Source organism: Labrys monachus, from assembly GCF_030814655.1.
GTDB classification, from domain to species: domain Bacteria; phylum Pseudomonadota; class Alphaproteobacteria; order Rhizobiales; family Labraceae; genus Labrys; species Labrys monacha.
In genome coordinates this window covers 475,752-491,552 of record NZ_JAUSVK010000001.1, presented here as the reverse complement: position 1 = coordinate 491,552, position 15,801 = coordinate 475,752, and the positions used below count along the sequence as shown (strand labels likewise).

The 15,801-nt window shown below is 68.1% G+C and carries 14 protein-coding genes; 4 read left to right on the top strand and 10 right to left on the bottom strand.

Features of this window, described 5'->3' with window-relative positions; translation table 11 throughout:
* Positions 1-249: 249 nt before the first annotated feature.
* Together J3R73_RS02165 and J3R73_RS02160 are read right to left on the bottom strand one after the other, a co-directional pair.
* A complete protein-coding gene (locus J3R73_RS02165; RefSeq protein ID WP_307437020.1) occupies positions 250-1,446 on the bottom strand; it encodes a hypothetical protein in 1,197 nt (398 codons plus the stop codon).
* A gap of 102 nt (positions 1,447-1,548) precedes the next feature.
* A complete protein-coding gene (locus J3R73_RS02160; protein ID WP_307421955.1) occupies positions 1,549-2,565 on the bottom strand; it encodes a M14 family metallopeptidase in 1,017 nt (338 codons plus the stop codon).
* 181 nt (positions 2,566-2,746) lie between these two features.
* Between J3R73_RS02160 and J3R73_RS02155 the strand changes: the two genes are divergently transcribed.
* Complete coding sequence (locus J3R73_RS02155) at positions 2,747-3,688, top strand: amidohydrolase family protein (protein WP_307421952.1); 942 nt, start codon at positions 2,747-2,749, stop codon at positions 3,686-3,688.
* Here J3R73_RS02155 and J3R73_RS02150 read toward each other — a convergent pair.
* The 6 genes from J3R73_RS02150 to J3R73_RS02125 form a co-directional block, all read right to left on the bottom strand.
* The gene (locus J3R73_RS02150) at positions 3,662-4,645 is read right to left on the bottom strand and encodes an ABC transporter permease (RefSeq protein WP_370879833.1); all 984 of its coding nucleotides are present in this window, start codon (positions 4,643-4,645) and stop codon (positions 3,662-3,664) included. The genes J3R73_RS02155 and J3R73_RS02150 overlap by 27 nt on opposite strands.
* On the bottom strand, positions 4,642-5,607 hold the full coding sequence (locus tag J3R73_RS02145; protein ID WP_307421950.1) for an ABC transporter permease: 966 nt from the start codon (positions 5,605-5,607) through the stop codon (positions 4,642-4,644). Before J3R73_RS02145 ends, J3R73_RS02150 begins: the two co-directional genes overlap by 4 nt.
* Positions 5,604-7,145 (bottom strand): sugar ABC transporter ATP-binding protein, encoded by a 1,542-nt coding sequence (locus J3R73_RS02140; RefSeq protein WP_307421948.1) that lies wholly within the window; start codon positions 7,143-7,145, stop codon positions 5,604-5,606. The genes J3R73_RS02145 and J3R73_RS02140 overlap by 4 nt, the downstream gene beginning before the upstream one ends.
* Before the next feature lie 19 nt (positions 7,146-7,164).
* Positions 7,165-8,223, bottom strand: coding sequence for a substrate-binding domain-containing protein (locus J3R73_RS02135; RefSeq protein ID WP_307421947.1), 1,059 nt, complete (start codon positions 8,221-8,223; stop codon positions 7,165-7,167).
* A gap of 280 nt (positions 8,224-8,503) precedes the next feature.
* Complete coding sequence (locus tag J3R73_RS02130; RefSeq protein WP_307421946.1) at positions 8,504-9,136, bottom strand: pyridoxamine 5'-phosphate oxidase family protein; 633 nt, start codon at positions 9,134-9,136, stop codon at positions 8,504-8,506.
* A gap of 66 nt (positions 9,137-9,202) precedes the next feature.
* A complete protein-coding gene (locus tag J3R73_RS02125) occupies positions 9,203-9,748 on the bottom strand; it encodes a carboxymuconolactone decarboxylase family protein (RefSeq protein ID WP_307421944.1) in 546 nt (181 codons plus the stop codon).
* A 121-nt stretch (positions 9,749-9,869) separates the two neighbouring features.
* Here J3R73_RS02125 and J3R73_RS02120 point away from each other — a divergent pair, with 121 nt between their 5' ends.
* On the top strand, positions 9,870-10,775 hold the full coding sequence (locus J3R73_RS02120; RefSeq protein WP_307437013.1) for a LysR family transcriptional regulator: 906 nt from the start codon (positions 9,870-9,872) through the stop codon (positions 10,773-10,775).
* Positions 10,776-10,999: 224 nt separating this feature from the next.
* Here the strand turns inward: J3R73_RS02120 and J3R73_RS02115 are convergent, their stop codons facing one another.
* Positions 11,000-12,070 (bottom strand): alpha/beta hydrolase family protein, encoded by a 1,071-nt coding sequence (locus J3R73_RS02115; protein ID WP_307421942.1) that lies wholly within the window; start codon positions 12,068-12,070, stop codon positions 11,000-11,002.
* A gap of 407 nt (positions 12,071-12,477) precedes the next feature.
* On the opposite strand from J3R73_RS02115, the gene J3R73_RS02110 reads away from it, so the two are divergent.
* On the top strand, positions 12,478-12,639 hold the full coding sequence (locus J3R73_RS02110) for a hypothetical protein (RefSeq protein ID WP_307421940.1): 162 nt from the start codon (positions 12,478-12,480) through the stop codon (positions 12,637-12,639).
* Positions 12,640-12,823: 184 nt separating this feature from the next.
* Here J3R73_RS02110 and sthA read toward each other — a convergent pair whose 3' ends face one another.
* Positions 12,824-14,215 carry a Si-specific NAD(P)(+) transhydrogenase gene (gene sthA, locus J3R73_RS02105; protein WP_307437009.1) on the bottom strand — a complete coding sequence of 464 codons (1,392 nt, stop codon included), beginning with the start codon at positions 14,213-14,215 and terminating at the stop codon, positions 12,824-12,826.
* A 285-nt stretch (positions 14,216-14,500) separates the two neighbouring features.
* Between sthA and J3R73_RS02100 the strand changes: the two genes are divergently transcribed.
* Positions 14,501-15,793, top strand: coding sequence for an MFS transporter (locus tag J3R73_RS02100; RefSeq protein ID WP_307421938.1), 1,293 nt, complete (start codon positions 14,501-14,503; stop codon positions 15,791-15,793).
* The last annotated feature ends 8 nt before the right edge of the window (positions 15,794-15,801 follow it).

Sequence of the window (15,801 nt, the reverse complement as noted above, 5' to 3'; positions counted from 1 at the left end):
CTTCCGCACGCCGGCCTTCTTTCCGGGAAGCCTCGACCGGAGCAGACAATCGCAGGATCCCGATGGGCCGGGCCGGTGCCGTCTTCTGCATGGGGCTTTACTGCCACCACGCCGCTTTTTTTGCAACGGCCGCGAGGGACCGGGGCGGGAGCGCGGACATCCTGTCCGCTTCTGCCATCCATCGAGATCGGCGCCGAAGAGGCGGGTCGGGGACCCGCCCACCGGTGTGCCGGTCAGTTTCGCCGCGCCTTACCCCAGATGAACCTCCTGCGCCGCCGAGATCGCCTGCCTCACCCAGTCGAGGCGGGCCTGCGGGATCAGCCCGTAATTGTAGAAGTTGAGACCGTCGGCGCCCGCCGCGGCGGCAGCGCGGACGCGCTCGACGAGATCGGCGGCTCCCTGCATCTCCGGATAGAACACACGGAAGCCCGCGCCGACGAATTTGTCCGGCCCGACGGCCTGGCGTCCGCCGCGCAGCAGCGCCGTCACCTGGGGCGGGCTCATGTCGTAGGCGCACAGGATGACGCCGTCGCACACGGCGCCCGCCGCCGCGAGGTCGCAGCCGCCGAGCCAGCCGTCCTTGAGGTCGATGAGGTAGAGCCTGGTGTCCGGATGGGTGCGCTCGCGCATCTCGGCGATCAGGCTGGTCACCGGTTCGAAGCGCCAGGTCAGGTAGTCGTGGAGGTCGGGATAGGGCTTGAACACGTCGAGCCCGGCGGCCGGAAAGTCGGGCCAGCGCGGCTGCGGCACTTCGCGCTCGCAGGTTTCCGCGATCCAGCGCTTCACGCGCTCGCGCGCTCTCCGCCCGTCGATGCCGGACCGGGCGGCACGGGCGAGGCAGGCGTCGCAAAAGCACAGGGACAGCAGGAAATCGTCCTCGGCCGTGAGGCCGACGCCGTCCTTCTCATGGTGATAGCCATGCGCGAAGCCCATGAAGGACGGGCTCTCAAGCTCGATGATGTCGGGCCTGTAGGCGTGGCTGAGATCCTCCACCAGCGCCGTCACATAAGCGCGCGCATCGGGATGGGACGGGCAGAGGCTGAAATAGCTGGGATCGCCGAAGGCGTTGCGGGTGGCGACCTCCGGATGGAGCATGCCGATCCGCGTATTGTGAAGGCAGACGGTCCAGCAGGAGACGGCGGGGCCGCCGGCGTCGCGCCGGCGCACCAATTCGCCCAGCACGTCGCCGCCGTCGCGGATCACGTCGGCGAGCTTGGGCTGGATGGCGAGCCCTTCCCACCGCGCCGGCGTCGGCTTGAAGTAGAGGGTGCCGTCCTCCGGGAAATAGGCCTTGCGCCGCGGGCTGCGCGGCTGGAGGAAGCGGCCGGCATGATAGGAGGTGGCGAGGCTGACGGTGTTGAGCCCCGCGTCCGCGAATTCCCCGGCCACCCTGTCATGCGACAGGTCCTGGACGTCCCACGGATAGGTCCACATCGACAGATGCATGGCGGCGGCTCCCTTCGGCGAAAAATGATCGGACATCGTGCGGACCTTTGTTTCTCGACGCGTCTTTGTGGTTCTGCCGATTTCGGCAAAACACAAAACGCTTTAGCCCTCGACCGGGCGGGCGACCTGGATGAGGCAGTCGCCCGATTCGCACATGGTATGCAGGCGGCGGGAAATGACGATGCCGCTTTGGGCGAAATGCAGCGCCTCCTCCGTCTCCCCGAGCCGTTCGAGATCGTGATACCAGCCCGCGACGTCGCCGGCCGCGACCTCGGCGCCGAGCTCGACCGCCGGCTCGAACCAGCCGTGGCGCCCGGCATAGATCGCCTGGGAATGGCTGGCGAGGGAGAGGATGCGCATCGGCGCCGGCTCCGGCTCGTTGCCGGCTGGCGCGAGCACCGGCGTCTCGACGATGCCGAGGGCGACGAGCAGGCGGTCGATGGCGCGCGCCGTCGCCGCCATGCTGCGCGGCGTGACGGTGCCGCCGCCGCCGAACTCGCCGCTGAGACCGATCGCGCCGGCACGGCCGGCGGCGCCCATCGAGGTCGGCGCCTGCGGGCCGTTGTCGGCGATGAAGCCGTGGCCGAGGCCGAGGGCGCGCATCAGCGCCAGCGAGCGTTCGAAACGCGCTTCGTCTGCCTGCCGCTCGATCAGGGCGCAGGGCAGATGCTCCATCGAGGTGCCGCCGGAATGAAGGTCGAGCACGACGTCGTGGCGGGGAAACAGGTCGTGCTCGAGCGCATAGGCGATGCGGCTGGTAGCGTTGCCGGCCGCATCGCCCGGAAAGGCGCGGTTGAGATTGCCGCCGTCGAGCGGCGAGCACCGGCGCGCCGCGAGCACGGCCGGCGCGTTGGTCAGCGGCAGGATGGTGACGCGCCCGCGCATGCGGGCCGGGTCGAGCTTGCGGATGAGGCGGGCGAGGCAGAGCTCGCCTTCATATTCGTCGCCGTGATTGCCGGCCATCAGCAGGACGGACGGCCCCTCGCCGTTGCGGACGACGCAGACCGGCACCTTCACATGGAAATAGGGCGAGCGGTCGATCGAGAAGGGCACGCCGAGATGGGACAGCGTCTTGCCGTCCCGGTCGAAGTCGAGCGCATGATAGAAGCCGGAATGCATGGTCGGACCGTCCTTGTGATGGAGCGAAGCGCGCGAAGCTCCGCAAGACTCTTGAAAGGACGCAGCGATTTTCCCGTCCATCCGTCGGATCGACCCGAAAATTCCGCTTCGGCGAGGCTGCGCCGGCGTGGCAGAAGGAGGCGCAGCCGGCCGCCCCGGGCCGGGTGGGGAACCGCCTCTCATGCCACGACCCTATGCCGGCCCGATCATCGACGCGCATCACCATCTGTGGGACCTGCGGCTCGGCCGCCATCCCTGGCTGGCGCCCGACAAGGCGGAACGAGGCGGGCTCGGCAGCCTCGACGCCATCCGCCGCGACTATCTTCCCGCCGACTACCGGCGCGACATCCGCGGCGAGCCGGTCGTCGCCAGCGTGCATGTCGAGGCGGGCTGGCAGGCCGGCGACTGCCTCGGCGAGACCGCCTGGCTCGACGGGCTCGACAAGGCCGGCGGGGTCGCCGCCCGCTACGTCGCGCATGTCCCGCTGGCAAGCCCCGAAGCCGAGACGCTGATCGACCGCCAGGCACAGCATCCCCGCGTCGTCGGCATCCGCGACATCGTGAGCTGGCATCCCGACCCCGCCCGCAGCTTCGCGGCGCGCGGCGACATGATGGACGACCCGGCCTGGCGCCGCGGCCTGGCGAGGCTCGGCCACCACGGGCTGTGCTTCGATCTCCTGGTCCAGCCGCACCAGCTCGGCGATGCCGCCCGGCTCGCCGCCGACTTCCCCGACCAGCTCTTCGTACTCGACCATTGCGGCAGCCCGATCGACCGGGATGAAGAGGGCATGGCCCTCTGGCGCCGGGGCCTCGCGGCGCTGGCCCGGCAGCCCAACACCGTGATCAAGATCTCGGACCTCGTCGCCTATGACCATGGCTGGACCCTGCAGAGCCTCGGCGCCGTCATCGACGCCTGCCTGGAAGGCTTCGGTGCAGCGCGGGCGATGTTCGCCAGCGATTTCCCCGTCGCCTGCCTGCATGCGCGGCCGGGCGACATCTTCACCTCGTTCAAGGTCCTCACCGCCGCGCTCTCGCCGGACGAGCAGGCCGCCCTGTTCCTGGAGACGGCCCGGCGCGTCTATCGCATCGGCGACGCCTCACCGGCGGCTCTCCCGCCCCGATAGCAGCAGCAGGCCGAGGATCAGCGAGCCGAACAGGATGCTGCGCCAGCCGGCCGAGGCGTTGACCACGGTGATCAGCCCGGTGATGGTGACCAGCATCACCGCGCCGGGAATGGTGCCCGCATAGGTGCCGGCGCCGCCGAGGATGGAGGTGCCGCCCAGCACCACCGCGGCGATCGAGGTCAGCAGATAGGGATCGCCGATGCCGACATAGCCCTGCCCGTTCATGCCGAGCACCAGCACGCCGGCGAGCCCGGCCGTGAGGCCGCTCATCGCATAGACCGTGACGATGGTGGCGGAGACGTCGACGCCCGAGAGCAGCGTGGCGAGCGGATTGGCGCCGAGGGCGAACAGCCGCGCCCCGAAGCGCGTCGCATGCAGGACCCAGAGGGTCGCCGCCGAAACCGCCAGCCAGAGCAGGATGCCGGCGGGCACGCCGAAGGGACGGGCATTGCCGAGCCAGACGACGGCGGGGCTCTGCACCGACACGGCGCTGCCGCCCGCCACCAGGATGAGCGCCCCCTGCAGCAGCGTCGCCATCGCCAGCGTCATGATCATCGGATGGACGCGCAGATAGGCCACCCCGATGCCGTTGACCGCGCCGATCGCGACGGAGATGACGAGGATGCCGGCAACGCCGGCCGTGCCGCCCGGGTCCCACGGCCAGGAGAGCAGCGGCACGCCGACGGCGCTGATGGTGATGACGGCGCCGACGGAGAGGTCGATGCCGCCGGCGATCATCACGAAGGTCTGGCCGGCGGCGACGATGCCGATCACCGCCGCCAGCTCGACGAGGTAGCGCAGATGGCCGTAGGAGCCGAAGCCCCGGCTCGTCAGGCTCGCGGCGATCCACACCAGGGCGACCATCGCCAGCGTCAGCACCGGCCGGCTGCGCAGGATCCCGGCCACCCTGCGGCCAGCCGGCGCGCTTGCGCCCCTGTCGCTTGCGGTCTCGCTCATGCCGACCTCCAGCGTCCGGCGAGATGGGGCAGCGCCACCGCCCCGACGATGATGAGGCCCTGCGCGATATATTGGGCGACCGGCGGCAGGCCGAGGAAGAACATCACGTTGATCATCACGGCGAGGAGCAGGCTGCCGGCCAGCGCGCCGCGCATGCTGCCCTGCCCGCCCAGGAAGCCGACGCCGCCGAGCACCGCGGCGGCGATCGAGTTCAGCGTGAAGGCCTGGCCGATCACCGGATCGCCGGAACCGGTCTGGGCCGCGATGAAGAGGCCCGCCAGCGTCGACAGCGCGCCGCTGATGGCGAAGGCGGAGATGCGCGCGGCGTCGAGCGGGGCGCCCGAGCGGAAGGCGCCGACCGGGTTTTCCCCGGCGGCATAGATCGTCAGCCCGAGCGGCGTGGCGAGATAGAGCTTCCAGGCGAGCACGATCAGCGCCAGCAGGCCGAGCGCGACCGGCGTGTCGCCGGCCAGAAGGGTCGAGAACCAGGGCGGAATGGCGCCGCCCGGCCGCGGCAGCACCAGCAGGGCCGCCCCGCCGATGATGAAGGAGCTGGCGAGCGTCACGATGATCGCCGGCAGGCGCAGGCGGACGACGACGAAGCCGGACAGGGCGCCGACGGCCAGGCCCGTCGCCAGAACCGCGGCGATGCCGCCGGCGACGCCGAAGGTCTGCGTCATCGTCACCGCCGCGATCACCGCCCCGAGGCTGACCGTCGCGCCGATGGCGAGGCTGATGCCGCCGGTCAGCATCAGCAGGGCCTGCGCCATGGCGGTGAGCGCCAGGGGAAACCAGGTCTGGGAGAATTTCGAAAAGCCTTCCACGGTCAGGAGGCCGGGGAAGAGATAGGCGTAGAGCAGGAGGAACAGCACGACCACCGCGAAGAGGCCCCGCGCCCCGTGGTTGCGGCCGAGTTGCACCCGCCAGTAGAGGGAACGGTCCCCCGCCGCCTCGATACTCATGGCCGGCCCCCTTCTTCTGCTGCTTGTTCGGTAGCCGCGATGTCGAGAGCCTCGACCGCGCCGCCCATCGCGGTGCCGACGATCGCCTCCTCGCTGATGCCGCCGCGCTCCAGCAGGGCCGCGATGGTGCCCTCCCGCATCACCGCCACCCGGTCGCACAGATGCACCAGTTCCGGCGTGTCGGAACTGGAGAGGACCACGGCACGGCCCTCGGCGGCGAAATTCCGCAGCATGGCGTAGATCTCCCGCTTGGTCTCGACGTCGACGCCGCGCGTGGGGTCGTTGAGGAGGAGGATGCGCGGATCGTTCGGCATCCATTTGGCGAGCGCGACCTTCTGCTGGTTGCCGCCGGACAGCGCCTGCACCGGACGGCCGACATCGCCCTTGATGGCCAGCCGAGCGGCGAGCCCGGCGACGAGCGCCCTCTCGGCGCCGGGCCGGCGCGGAAGGCCGCCCCAGCCGCGCGCGAGGGTCGGGAGCAGCATGTTGCGTTCGATCGTATGGATGAGATGGAGCCCCTCGCGCTTGCGGTCGGCCGGGACATAGGCCATGCCGGCCGCGTTGGCGGCGGTGACGGCGCCCGGCAGGCCGGGCCGGCCGTTGACCTGCGCCTCGACGGCGCGGGCGGGGATCGCCCCGTAGAGGCCGAGCAGCAGGTCTTCCTGCCCTTGCCCGACGAGCCCGCCGATGCCGAGAACCTCGCCGGCACGGATATCGAGGTCGATGTCGCGGGCGATGCCGGCGCGGAAGCCGCGCAGGCTGACGACCGGCCGCCGCTCCGCCGCCGGTTGCCAGGCGGGAAAGAGGTCGCCGGGCTCCCGCCCGACCATCAGGCGCACCAGCCCCTCGGAATCCAGGCCCGCCATGGCGCGGTCGGCGGTGCGCATGCCGTCCTTGAGCACGGTGACATAATCGCAGATCGACATCACCTCGCCGAGACGATGCGAGATATAGAGGATCGCGGTGCCCTCGCGGCTCAATTGCCGCACCAGCCCCATCAGCGTCCGCGTCTCATGCGCGGAGAGCGAGGAGGTCGGCTCGTCGAGGATCAGCACCCGCGGTTCGCGGTAGAGCGCCTTGGCGATCTCGACCATCTGCCGGCGGCCGAGCGGCAAGGCGGCGACCGGGGTCGACAGGCTTTCCTCCAGGCCGACGCGCCGGCACACCGCCCTCGCCCGCCGCGCCAGGGCGCCGTAGTCGATGAGGCCGAACCGCCGGGGATACGCGCCGAGCCCGATATTCTCGGCGATCGACAGATGCGAGGTCAGGCTCAGTTCCTGCTGGACGACGGCGATGCCGGCCGCGCCGGCGAGGCCGGGCGTCCAGCCCGTCACCGGCCGGCCGTCGATCTCGACGGAGCCGCCATCGGCCGGCAGGGCGCCGGACAGCAGGTTGATCAGAGTGGATTTGCCGGCGCCGTTCTCGCCCAGGAGCGCATGCACGCGCCCCGGCTCCAGGGCGATGGAGACGCCCTTCAGAACCGGGTTGCCGTGAAACGACTTCCTGAGGTCGCGGGCCGCGAGGATCGATGCGGACACGTCTGCGCCGATCCGGCCGTTATTTCTGCGCCAGCAGCTTTTCGAACAGCGCCTGGTCGTAGGTCGAGTAGATATAGCCGTCCGCCGGGAAGGTGGAGGCCCGGTCGAGATAGCCGCCGAGGGAGGCGTTGTCGATGACCGGCAGCGGCACCTTGACGAAGGCCGGCACGTCCTTGCCGCTCAGGGCCTGCACCGCCGCATAGGCCGCGAGGGCGCCGAGCCAGTTCGGCTGCATCGTGGCCCAGCCCTTGAGATCGTGCTGCTTCCACAATTCGAGGAACTGGCGGTAGTTCTCGCCGGTGATCGGCACGAAGTCGCGGCCCTGGCGGTCCATCGCCAGCAGGGCGCCGGCCGAGAGGGCGCCGCCGAAGGAAAGCACGCCGTCGATCTGCGGATTGTTGAACAGGAGGTTGGTGACGGCCTCCTGGGCCGGGGCGACATTGTATGCGGTGTTGGTCTCGGCCAGGATCTTGATGTCGGGATGGGCTTTGAGCACGGGCTCGGCGCCCTTGCGCCGGTCGTCGCTGACCGAGATGCCGGCGGGTCCGTTCAGGACGATGATGTTGCCCTTGCCGCCGAGGGTGGACACCATCCACTCGGCCGCCTGCTTGCCCCATTCCTGCTGGTCGGTATCGATCTTGGCGGTGAGGTCCTCGCCGTCGATGAGACTGTCGAAGTTGATGACGGCGATGCCCTTGGCGCAGGCGTCGGCGATGACGCGGTTGAGGGCCGTGGCCGAGCCGGCATCGACGAGGATGGCGTCGATGTTGGAATCGATCATCGACTGGATCTGCTGGATCTGGGTGTTGGCGTTGCCCTGCGCGTCCGTCACCACCAGCTTGGAGACGAGGCCCTGCTTCTTGAGTTCGTCGACTTCCTGCTCGATCGTGCCCTGGGTCTGCTTCATCCAGGTCGGCACGGAGTAGATATTGGCCCAGCCGAGGGTGAAGGGCGCCTTGCGGTCTCCCTTGATGCATTTGCTCGCGGCTTCGGCGCTCCCGGCGGACAGCGACAGCGCGAGGCCGAGGCAGACGGCGCTGACGGTGGCGAGAATTGAAAGCTTCGACGATTTCGGCATGGAAGGTTCCCCGTGGTGGCGATGAGCGGACGGTCGAGACTGGATGGAGCAGGAACCGCCCCGCTGCTGCGCAGAAAATGCGAGGGCGGCGGAAACGGCATTCGTGTTCTTGATGTTGTCCAGCATACGGGACACATGACCTTTATACAGGATACACGAATGCTAAACGTGGTTTTGCTGGCACGCAAGAGGAGATCGCAGCCGAAAAACATCCCGTGCAGCGGCGCCGACCGCGGACGAACAGGGAGCCTGCCGTCCGCCGCTCCGCGCCCGGCTCGCCTCATGCCTCGCCGTGATCGGGGGCGACCCGGGCCCGCAAGGCGACATTTTCGGCCTCCAGGGCCGTCAGGCGGTCGCGCAGCGGCCGGATCGCCTCGGCGACTTCGGCTTCCGTGAACCGCGGGGTGATATGCTGGGGACAGTTCCAGTCGAACGCCACCAGATGCAGCCGCAGGATCCGCTCGGGCCTGCCTTTGTAGCCGGGCTCGTCCACGAGCTGCACAAGAGTCGGGTCGGCATCGAGCGCCACGGCCTCGACATGCGCGTAGACCTTGAGGCGGGCCCGGCCCGCATGGTCCATCAGGATCAGCGCCGCCCGATCGTCGGCGGCGAGATTGCCGACGCTGATATATTGGCGATTGCCGCGATAGTCGGCGAACGCCAGGGTCTTCTCGTCCACCACCTTGAGGAACCCGCGGGGCCCGCCCCGGTGCTGGACATAGGGCCAGCCCGTTTCCGACACCGTCGCCATATAGAAGCTGTCGCGCTCGGCGATGAAGGCCGCTTCGTTGGCCGTGAAGGCGTCGAATGCGCGATCGCCCTTGAAATCCTGCCAGACCCCGTCGCTGCCCATCGCAACCTGCGCGGCGCGGACGCTCGGGGTGGCGGCGATGTCGAGAAATCCATAGGACATGACAATGCTCCTCGGCTTCGTGTGGCGCGGGCCGGCGGCACATCGGTCGCCGGCCTAGTTTTCGCATCAGGCCGCTTCGTCGGCGCGGACGAGGGGGAAATCGATCTCGGTCTGGGCGACCACGTTGAGCAGATTGGTGAAGACGTTCTCGGCAACGAGGGCGACGATCTCGACGATTTGGCTGTCGCTGAAGCCGGCCTGTCGCACCGCCTCGATATCGACATCGCCGACATGTCCCCGTTCGCGCGCGACCTTGGCCGCGAAACCCACCGCGGCCGCCGCCTTGGCGTCACCCGAGTCGCCCTTCCGGTTGAGCGCCACTTCCGCGGCACTGATCCCCGCGAGATTCAGGCCGAGATAGCTATGCGCCGACAGGCAGTAATCGCAGCCGTTCACCTGCGCGACGGCGAGCGCGATCCCCTCGCGCGTCTTGAGGTCGAGCGTCCTGGCGAGTGCGCCGCTGTTGGCGCTGAAGCCCTGCAGCGCCGCCGGGCTGGAGGCTGCGAGGCGGAACATGTTCGGGACCGCCCCCAATTGCTTATGCACGGCATCCAGGATCGGCTTCGAGGCCTCGGGAACATCGTCGCGGGCGGAAATGGCAAGACGGGACATGGCTTTCTCTTTCCTGAGCGGCAGCCGGCGATCGGCTCCCATGCCCCGGCATGTAGCCCTTCCACAAAGGGAAGATAATCGGTTACGAATGGGAAGGAACTTCTCGGAATATGGAATGATCATGGACCGCCTCGAAGCCATGCGGATCCTGCTCGGCGTGGTCGACAGGGGCAGTTTCTCCGCCGCCAGCCGCGATCTCGGCCTGCCGCTGGCGACCGTCAGCCGCAAGGTGAGCGAGCTCGAGACCCATCTCGGGACCAGGCTCCTGATCCGCACGACGCGCAAGGTGGCGACGACCGACGCCGGTGCCGTCTACGCGGCCTCCGCCAGGCGCATCCTCGAGACGATCGACGAGACCGAGCGGGTCGCCGCCGGCGAGTTTCACGCGCCCCGCGGCGAGCTGGTGCTGACGGCGCCCGTTCTGTTCGGCCGGCTGCATATTCTCCCCGTCGTCGCCGAATTCCTTGCCGCCTATCCGCAGATCAATGTCAGGCTGGTGCTGTCGGACCGGAACCTTCATCTGATCGACGATCACGTCGACATGGCCGCGCGGATCGGCCCGTTGCCGGACAGCGGCATGGTCGCGACCCGTATCGGCGCCATGCGGACGGTGGTCTGCGCCAGCCCGGAACTCCTCGCCGGCCACGGCGATCCTACGGCGCCCGCAGACCTGGCGGCGCTGCCTATCGTGAATTTCGACTTCCTGTCGCCGGCCACCGCCTGGCCGTTCCGGCGGAAGGACGACCGGGCGAGCCTCGAAGTGCCGATCCGCCCGCGCCTGTCGGTTTCCACGGCCGAGGCCGCGGTCTGGGCCGCGACGCGCGGCGTCGGCGTGACCCGGGTGCTCCACTACCAATGCGCCGACGCCCTGCGTGACGGCTCCCTGCGCATCATCCTGGCGGATTTCGAGACCGAGCCCCTTCCGGTTCACCTGCTTCATGCCGGGCGGGGCGCGCTTCCCTCGAAGATGCGGGTCTTCCTGGACTTCGCCGCAGCGCGCCTGCGCGAGAGGCTGGCGTCACTCTAAGCAGCACGACCGACAACAGGCCTCCCCGCCATAAGCGCCAAGCCTGTGGGATTTTTCCTCTCCCGGATGGGAGAAGGTGGCGCGAAGCGTCGGATGAGGGTCTGAACTTCGACGCTTGAAGCGCTGCTATCGAGCCACTGCGTCGAAGTCCCGAAAGGGAGAAGGCGCCTTATTCCCAGCGCACAGAAGGATGGGACGGACCGCCATCGCGTCGGCCGGAAGACCTACTCCTGAAGACGCGACTTGAAAAACGCGAGTGCCTTCGCGTCGATCTCCTTGTGGAACGCGATGCGATCGAAGCCCTCGGCATCGATGCAAAGGTCCGGTGCGTCGCGCGTCAGGTCCTTCGAGCAGGGCGCCAGAAAGGCGAAATGCGCCGCGCCGCCGACAAGATGGAAATCCGGCCGGCGGGGAAGACTGTCGGCGAGGGCGGGCATGGTTTGCGGAAGGACCCCGTCTCCTCCGAACTGGGAAGCCCAGAGCTGAATCGGCGCTTTGACACCCTTGAGGCTGTCCGCGGTCGGGAACTCGTCGAGCGGGTCGGCAAGGACATAGGCCTTTATCCTCCCATCATGGGTCAGCGGCTCCCTGGGGACCTCCTTGCGCCGGATCGCCACGCAGATCGGAAGCTCGGGATCCGGACAGGGGACATTGGCGTGGAGGAAGTCCGGATTGCCGCCGGCAAGGACGAGGCCGGTATAGCCCCCGCGCGAAAAGCCGAAGAACCCGATTTTACCTCCGTCGATGCTGGCGGCGTCCGGCGCCTCCTTCAGCATGTAGTCGATAAGGCGCTTGATGTCGGCCGGGCGCTCCACGAAGACGGAGACATCGGCGGCTCGACTCATGTCGGAGAAGGTGTCGCCGGGGTGGTTGATCGCCGCGACGACGAATCCCGCGTCGGCCAGGGTCTCGGCAAGGTCGTGGTGGTTGAGGAACGAACCGCCATGGCCGTGCGAGATGACGACCAGAGGCAAATTGTGGCCCACGGTCGGACAATCCCGCCGTCCGGTCAGAACATAGGGGCCGATGGGCAGATCCTGCACAGCGGCGGCGCAGGGGTTCCATATGATTGCCTTCAGCGCCGGGCCGTTTGCGTCGGCTGGAATCTGGACGAACTTTATTCCGGCTGCCCACGACAATGTCGCGACCAGGGAGAACAACGCGCTCAAAATGATCCTTCGCATGCGGCATCCGGAAATGTGAGGGAGGGCAGCTCCCTTTACAGCCTGGCCGCGTCGATGGCGATGGCCCCAGCGTCGGCGGCATGGTCCCGGCTGGGCGCAGGCGGGCGGCACGCACCCCTTCCAGGCCGCCGGCAGGCACGACCATGCCTCGCCGACGTCGCGACGGCGTCGTCTTTGGAGCTCAGTTGTACGACAGGCTCGACGGGCGTGACCTCAGCGTGATTTCGGCCGGGCTACGTCAAGCGACGTATTGACCGTTTGGTGGGACAATGGGCACGATCCGTCACGGGGTTGGGTCGAGCGTTGGGAACAGATGACGGATTGCCCGTCTCGCGTGCCGCAGGTTGATAGCAAGACCACGCAGGCGCGCGACCGGAGGGCATCTGCGCCGTCTGTTCCGGGGTGGGGGCGCCAAGACGTGGCTGCCCAATTCCGCGAAAAGCGAATGGAAGCGTCGCCACTTGAACGGGGAGCATGGACTTATGAGAACATCATGGATGCTGAAGCACGGGAAACGCATGAGCAGCCTCCTGCAGAACCGCGCCGTCGCCTGGGGCACCACCCGCGATAAGCCGGTGAGCAAGCGGATCGCGCGCCTGAATCTCGAATTGAGCGAGAAGAAGCGCGCCCGCAAGCGGGCCGGAAGCACATGGACCGGAATCGCCGCCGAGGGGGTGTGACACGGCAGAGAGGGGCTTTCCCCTCCGCGAGGATCGGGCGGAACCGCCTCGAAGGCGGCATTCCACTCGATTCGTTCGGCTCCCGGAAGAGCGGAGCCTTGTTGCGGGCACTGGTCCGGCGGGGGATGGACAGTCGAAACCCCGCCATTCGCGGGGGGCGATGCCTCAGGCTGACGAGGCCGGCCTATCGTCCCATGCGGTTCCAGGCATCGAGCCCGGCGATCTTGTAGGCTTCGGCCAGCGTCGGATAGTTGAACGTGTTCTCGATGAAATAGTCGATCGTGCCTTTGAGGTTGAGCACGGCCTGGCCGATATGGATCAATTCGGTCGCGCCCTCGCCCAGGATGTGCACGCCCAGCAGGCGGCGGGTCTTCAGCGAGAAGATCATCTTCATCATGCCGCTGTCGAGCCCCATGATGTGCCCCCGCGAGGTTTCGCGGAAGCGCGCCACGCCCACCTCGTAGGGAATGCCCTTCTGCCGCACCTCCTCTTCCGTCAGGCCGGTGGTGGAGATTTCCGGAACGGAATAGATGCCGTAAGGGAAGTATTCGGGCGGCGGCGGGGGCGCCAGCCCGAAGGCGTGGCAGGCGGCCACGCGGCCCTGCTCCATCGAGGTCGAGGCGAGGCTCGGAAAGCCGATGACGTCGCCGGCCGCATAGATATGCGGGATCACCGTCTGCAGCGTGGCGGGATTGACCGAGATGCGGCCGCGATGGTCCACCGTGATGCCCGCCGCATCGAGATTGAGCCTGTCGGTCGCGCCGACGCGGCCGGCGGCGAACAGCAGCATCTCCGCCGTGACGTGGCGTCCGTCGGCGAGCCGGACGACGACCGGTCCGCTTTCGCTGCGCTCGATCGAGGTGACGGCCGAGCCGAGGCGCAGGCCGACATTGCGATCGCGCAGCTCATGCATGAACTCGTCGATCAGTTCCTTGTCGATGAAGTCGAGAAAGCTCGACCGCGGCTCGATCAGCGTCACCGCCACGTCGAGCGCGCTGAAGATGGTGGCGTATTCGACGCCGATCACGCCGGCGCCGATCACGACCAGGCTGCGCGGCAGCTTGGGCACCTCGATGATCTCGTCGCTGTCGAACACGTTCGTCTGGTTGAAGGGCACGTAGTCGGGCCGGAACGGCCGCGTGCCGCAGGCGATCAGGACATGGGCTGCCGAAACCACGCGCTTTTCGCCGGCGTCAGCTGTGATCTCCACCTCGTGCGGGCTGATGAACCGCGCCTCGCCCCGGGCCGTGCGCACCGTGTTGCGGCTGAACTGGTGCTCCAGAACCTCCACTTCGTGGTCGAGCGTCTTCTGCAGGCGCGCCATCAGGTCGGCTGCGCCGATATCCTGCTTGACGCGGTAGGAACGGCCATAGAAGCCGCGTTCGCGCCAGCCCGACAGGTTCAGCACGGTCTCGCGCAGGGTCTTGGAAGGGATCGTGCCGGTATGGACGGAGACGCCGCCGACGCGCCTGCCCTTCTCCACCACCAGCGTCGATTTGCCCAGCTTGGCCGCCTGAACGGCAGCCCGGCGGCCCGAAGGGCCGGAGCCGATGACGACCATGTCGTAGTCATACATTGAAGCCTCGCGCGAGGTGGAACGTGGGGCGCGGCGCGCCGGACCGGCGCCATGCTGCACCACGGCATGAAGCATATCCGCCCTCCTCCTGCCAAGGGTCGCGGAGGGCGAAACAATGTCACGAACCCGTCAGGAAGATCGGTCGGGCGCAGGTTACGCCGGCCCGAAGTCGGGCGCTGCCGGCCGGACCGGCGAATTTTCACTTGTTCACGCTACGGCATTGTTCCTAGATAACGGCCGGTATCCCGGCAGGGCCCTCGCGAGAGCGGCAAGGAAGGCAGGAACATGGCAGCCGCCGCGGCGCAGCGATCGACAATGGGGACGGTGCTCCGCGTCACCGGCGGCAATTTTCTCGAGATGTTCGACTTCTTCCTGTTCGGCATCTATGCGACCCAGGTCTCCCACGCCTTCTTCCCCTCCGAGAACGAGACGACCTCCCTCCTCCAGACCTTCATGACCTTCGGCGCCGGTTTCCTGATGCGCCCGCTCGGCGCCCTGTTCCTCGGCGCCTATATCGACCGCCTCGGCCGCCGCCGGGGGCTGATCGTCACGCTCGCTATCATGGCCATGGGCACGGTCCTGGTCGCCTTCGTGCCGGGCTATGCGACGATCGGGCTGCTGGCCCCTCTCCTGGTGCTGCTCGGCCGGCTGCTCCAGGGCTTTTCCGCCGGCGTCGAACTCGGCGGCGTCTCCGTCTATCTCGCGGAAATGTCGACCCCGGGCCGCAAGGGCTTCTACGTGTCCTGGCAATCGGCGAGCCAGCAGGTGGCGGTGGTGGTCGCCGCCCTGCTCGGCTTCGGCATCGGCCGGCTGTTCCTCCCCGAAACCGTCACGGCATGGGCCTGGCGCATCCCCTTCTTCATCGGCTGCCTCATCGTGCCGCTGCTGTTCTTCCTGCGCAGGAGCCTGGAGGAGACGGCCGCCTTCGAAGCGCGCACCCACCGGCCGACGCTCGGCGAAGCCGTCCGGTCGCTGGCGGAGAACTGGCAGATCGTGATGCTCGGCGTCATGCTGGTGCTGATGACGACCGTCTCCTTCTACCTCATCACGGTGTACACGCCGACATTCGGCAAATCCGTGCTGAAATTGTCGGGCACGGACAGCCTCGTGGTGGCCGTGTGCGTCGGCGTCTCGAACTTCGTCTGGCTGCCGCTGATGGGCGCCCTGTCCGACCGCATCGGCCGCTTTCCGATCCTGGCGCTGTTCTCGCTGCTCATGCTGGTGACCGCCTATCCGGCGCTGTCCTGGCTGGCGGCGGCGCCGAGCTTGGCGAAGATGCTGGAGGTCGAGCTGTGGTTCTCCTTCCTCTATGGCAGCTATAACGGCGCCATGGTCGTCGCCCTCACCGAGATCGTGCCGGCCAGCGTGAGGACCTCCGGCTTTTCGCTGGCCTACAGCCTGGCGACGACCGTCGGCGGCTTTTCCCTCGCGATCTCGACCTGGCTGATCAGGGCGCTGGACGACAATGCCGCGCCGGGCATCTGGCTGTCGCTGGCGGCGGCATGCAGCCTGATCGCGACCTTCGTGATCTACCGCACGAGCATGGCGCGCCGGGTTTCGGCCATGGCCGCGCTCTAGCCCTTCGA

What these genes read in the sequence shown, in the direction of transcription:
- J3R73_RS02165 (WP_307437020.1), bottom strand. Translation starts at nt 1,446, where the DNA reads ATGCATCTGTCGATGTGGACCTATCCGTGGGACGTCCAGGACCTGTCG.
- J3R73_RS02160 (WP_307421955.1), bottom strand. Translation starts at nt 2,565, where the DNA reads ATGCATTCCGGCTTCTATCATGCGCTCGACTTCGACCGGGACGGCAAG.
- J3R73_RS02155 (WP_307421952.1), top strand. Translation starts at nt 2,747, where the DNA reads ATGCCACGACCCTATGCCGGCCCGATCATCGACGCGCATCACCATCTG.
- J3R73_RS02150 (WP_370879833.1), bottom strand. Translation starts at nt 4,645, where the DNA reads ATGAGCGAGACCGCAAGCGACAGGGGCGCAAGCGCGCCGGCTGGCCGC.
- J3R73_RS02145 (WP_307421950.1), bottom strand. Translation starts at nt 5,607, where the DNA reads ATGAGTATCGAGGCGGCGGGGGACCGTTCCCTCTACTGGCGGGTGCAA.
- J3R73_RS02135 (WP_307421947.1), bottom strand. Translation starts at nt 8,223, where the DNA reads ATGCCGAAATCGTCGAAGCTTTCAATTCTCGCCACCGTCAGCGCCGTC.
- J3R73_RS02130 (WP_307421946.1), bottom strand. Translation starts at nt 9,136, where the DNA reads ATGTCCTATGGATTTCTCGACATCGCCGCCACCCCGAGCGTCCGCGCC.
- J3R73_RS02125 (WP_307421944.1), bottom strand. Translation starts at nt 9,748, where the DNA reads ATGTCCCGTCTTGCCATTTCCGCCCGCGACGATGTTCCCGAGGCCTCG.
- J3R73_RS02120 (WP_307437013.1), top strand. Translation starts at nt 9,870, where the DNA reads ATGGACCGCCTCGAAGCCATGCGGATCCTGCTCGGCGTGGTCGACAGG.
- J3R73_RS02110 (WP_307421940.1), top strand. Translation starts at nt 12,478, where the DNA reads ATGAGCAGCCTCCTGCAGAACCGCGCCGTCGCCTGGGGCACCACCCGC.
- sthA (WP_307437009.1), bottom strand. Translation starts at nt 14,215, where the DNA reads ATGTATGACTACGACATGGTCGTCATCGGCTCCGGCCCTTCGGGCCGC.
- J3R73_RS02100 (WP_307421938.1), top strand. Translation starts at nt 14,501, where the DNA reads ATGGCAGCCGCCGCGGCGCAGCGATCGACAATGGGGACGGTGCTCCGC.